The following is a 2720-nucleotide window of genomic DNA, read 5'->3' as shown; positions in this document are numbered from 1 at the left end:
TCTGGAGGCCAGCACGACGGCGCGCTTCGAAGCGTCGGCCAAGACAGGCAAGGTCCGCAGGTTCAAGGAGTTCGTTGACGGCGCCCGCGGCGCGGCCGGGCCGGCAGCACTCAGGCGACTATAACGGGCGCAGAGCCGACCCTGCGGCTTCCAGACATTGTCGTGTACAGCTTCAGACCCTCAAGCCGAGCCCGCAGGGCCTCGCTTACCTTTTACGGGGCGGCGGTACGTCCAAGCCGCTTCAACAGTTAAGAATTTCGCAAAGACGATACCCCCGGATCGTCGAGCTTCCGCTGCCACTTCCCGCATTCGCCGAGGCGGTCAATGACCCGCCCTTCACAATAGTTATCCGGCAAGCATCTGGATGCGAGAGATAATGTTGCCGGAGGCATCTCTCATGGCTTCTACACCTGCCTGAACGCCAGAACCGCGTTCGTGCCGCCAAAGGCGAAGGAGTTGCTCAGTGCCACGCGCACCTTGCGCTCGCGTGCCACATTGGGCGTGACGTCGAGATCGCAATCGGGGTCCAGCTCACGATAATTGGCAGTCGGCGGCACGACGCTCTCGCGGATAGCCATCACGCAGGCGATCAACTCGAGCGCGCCGGACGCGCCGAGGCAATGCGCGTGCATGGACTTGGTAGAAGAAATGGACATTGAGAAGGCGTGCTGACCGAAGACGCGCTTGATCGCCGCCGTCTCGATCTGGTCGTTGGCCTTGGTGCCGGTGCCGTGCGCGTTGAGATAGTCGACATCCTCGGCGTCCAGCCTGGCATCGGCAAGGCAGGCCCGCATTGCTGCCTCCGGCCCCTCGACAGTCGGCGCGACGATGTCGGACGCATCGGCGGAAAGGCCGGCACCGGCAATTTCGGCAAGGATGGTGGCGCCCCGAGCCAGGGCATGCTCGTAGCTTTCCAGCACCGCCATGCCGGCGCCTTCACCAAGCGACAGGCCCTGGCGATCGGCCGAGAATGGCCGGCAAGTATCGGGCGAAAGCACGCGGATCGCTTCCCATGCCTTCAGCACACCCCATATGAGCGGCGCTTCGCTGCCGCCGGCAAGCATCACGTCGGCCCGGCCGAGCCTGATCTGGTCCACCGCGCAGGCAATCGCATGGTTTGCCGAGGAACAGGCGGACGTGACGCCGAAGACCGGCCCGCGCAGGCCGAGACTCATGCTGACCTGGCCGGCAGCGGCACCCGGCATCGCCTTGGGTACAGTCAAGAGAGCGGCACGCTTACCGCCCAGAAGGATGGCGCGGTAGGTTTGCTCGATCGCATCCCACCCGCAGCCGCCAACGCCCACCGTCGCACCGAAGCGATAGCTATTTCTCTCTTTGGAGGAAAGTCCGGCCTGACGCATGGCTTCGCGCGCCGCAAGCACAGCGAGCAGGCTGAAGCGGTCCATGGAGATGAGTTGCTTGCCGTCGATGTCATGCTCCGGCAGCGCCTTGATCTCGGCACCGATCCTGACCCTCAATTCATGGAGCTCGGAGTTGACGATTGGGCCGATGGCGGAGCGGCCTTCTCGCATCTCTGTCCAAATGGCGGCGGCGTTGGTCCCAAGCCCGCAAATACCGCCAATCCCAGTAATCACGACGCGCCTGTCCATTCACACCCCCTTAGCGAGCAAGCTGCGCACGGCTTCCACCATGTCCCCAACATTCTGGAGATCCGACCATGCCTCGGCCGTATTCATCTCGATCTCGATGCCGTAGGCCTGCTCCAGGTCCCAGAGAACGTCCGCCAATCCCAGTGAATCGATACCGAGCGAAGTCAGTCCCGTGGCAGCCGTTATCTCGCCGCCTGTGGCAGGCGCTATGCCGCCCTCCGACGCGGCGCGCTTCTTGATCATGGCGATTATTTCGTTGGCGAGTTGATCTGCCATCTTGTTCCTTTCCAGCTTGCGTTTTCGGCGTCGTTCAAAACCCGAGTCGCGTCGCGTTGCCAAAATTGCCCCTCATAGAGCCTGTGCGACCGACCAAGCCCAATGCCCATAGGAACCGGACGAGTTCCGGCTTCTGCGGCGTCAGCCCGATGACGAAGAAAAGTCGCCGGCCTCCCGCTTTTGCGCCAGCACATCAAGAACCTGCGTGTAAATGGATAGGAACCGTCGTCAAACGTCAGCTAAACGCTGCGACGGTGGGTGCTGTCAGCGTATTCACTCGGCACCTCATATGTAATCGAGATGTTTCATAGCTCCGGACCAGTTGCGATCAACTATTGTACCGGTCCGCCATTCGTCGGAGAGTTCGACATGATCGGAGCGCTGCCTCTCATTCCCAGTACAATCTCCACCGCACGCGACAGATTTCCTCTTTCGGGCTCTTCTCAAGGGACTCGCCACGCGATAGAGGCAGTGATCGGCGCACGTGAGGTCCTGCCAAGTCCATGCGACATTCCGGAAAATTGGTAAAATCGTTTGTTTCAATCAAATGCATCCACGCTATGGATAGCTAAGACATGCGTTTCAAAGGGCTCGATCTGAATCTTCTCGTCGTTCTCGACGCGCTGCTGAGCGAGCGCGGCCTCACGGCGGCGGCACGCCGCATCAACCTAACCAAATTCATGGGGGTTGGTGGATGTGGCGCAAGCCGTTGAAACGTAGGATTTGGTTGCTTAAGCCGATCCGAACCATTCCCGGAGACCACACCCACCATGAACGATCTTGCGCTGCCGCTGAGCGGTTTGTCATCAGTCGGCGGCAAGTCCGTCGTCGCCC

At 61.1% G+C, this 2720-nt stretch carries 2 protein-coding genes and 2 pseudogenes; 2 read left to right on the top strand and 2 right to left on the bottom strand.

The genetic code is table 11. The annotated features are described in order from the left end of the window. Positions 1 to 253 precede the first annotated feature (253 nt). Positions 254 to 418, top strand: a pseudogene (locus NKH67_RS33880) (LysR family transcriptional regulator); the annotation flags it as partial. Here the strand turns inward: NKH67_RS33880 and NKH67_RS33875 are convergent. Then, positions 405 to 1610 (bottom strand): beta-ketoacyl-[acyl-carrier-protein] synthase family protein, encoded by a 1206-nt coding sequence (locus NKH67_RS33875; RefSeq protein WP_352849156.1) that lies wholly within the window; start codon positions 1608 to 1610, stop codon positions 405 to 407. The pseudogene NKH67_RS33880 and the gene NKH67_RS33875 overlap by 14 nt on opposite strands. Continuing rightward, positions 1611 to 1886 (bottom strand): acyl carrier protein, encoded by a 276-nt coding sequence (locus tag NKH67_RS33870; protein WP_023679611.1) that lies wholly within the window; start codon positions 1884 to 1886, stop codon positions 1611 to 1613. Between the two features lie 575 nt (positions 1887 to 2461). Here NKH67_RS33870 and NKH67_RS33865 point away from each other — a divergent pair. Continuing rightward, positions 2462 to 2563: pseudogene (locus tag NKH67_RS33865) on the top strand (LysR family transcriptional regulator); the annotation flags it as partial. Positions 2564 to 2720 lie beyond the last annotated feature (157 nt).

Source organism: Mesorhizobium sp. M0968, assembly GCF_040319065.1.
In the GTDB taxonomy this organism is placed as follows: Bacteria; Pseudomonadota; Alphaproteobacteria; order Rhizobiales; family Rhizobiaceae; genus Mesorhizobium.
The sequence above is the reverse complement of the archived record's forward strand: the minus strand, read 5'-3'. Positions and strand labels throughout refer to the sequence as shown.